A 246-nucleotide genomic window follows, 5' to 3' on the forward strand; every position below is an offset into this window, starting at 1 on the left:
GGCAGAAGCTCCTAGCCGGGCACGCAAGCTCATTCGTGAAGGCGATGTTCTGGTTTCGACCGTTCGGCCAGAAAGGGGTAGTGTCGGTGTTACGCCCGCCCGCCTCGATCGCGCAATATGTTCGACCGGCTTCGCTGTCCTCCGATGTAAGAGCATTCACCCGCTTGCGCTCGTGTGGTTGCTCAAAACCGATCTCGTGCGCCGTCAGATGATTTGCAATAATATCGGGATCGCTTATCCAGCGAT

Annotated in this window: 1 protein-coding gene; it reads right to left on the reverse strand. The window is 56.9% G+C overall.

Annotation, left to right across the window (positions count from 1 at the left end):
* A partial coding sequence (locus tag N8M20_RS10425) for an immunoglobulin domain-containing protein (RefSeq protein WP_261080543.1) occupies positions 1-246 on the reverse strand: 246 nt, incomplete at both ends.

This window comes from Streptococcus mitis (assembly GCF_946190275.1).
GTDB lineage: Bacteria > Bacillota > Bacilli > Lactobacillales > Streptococcaceae > Streptococcus > Streptococcus mitis_DC.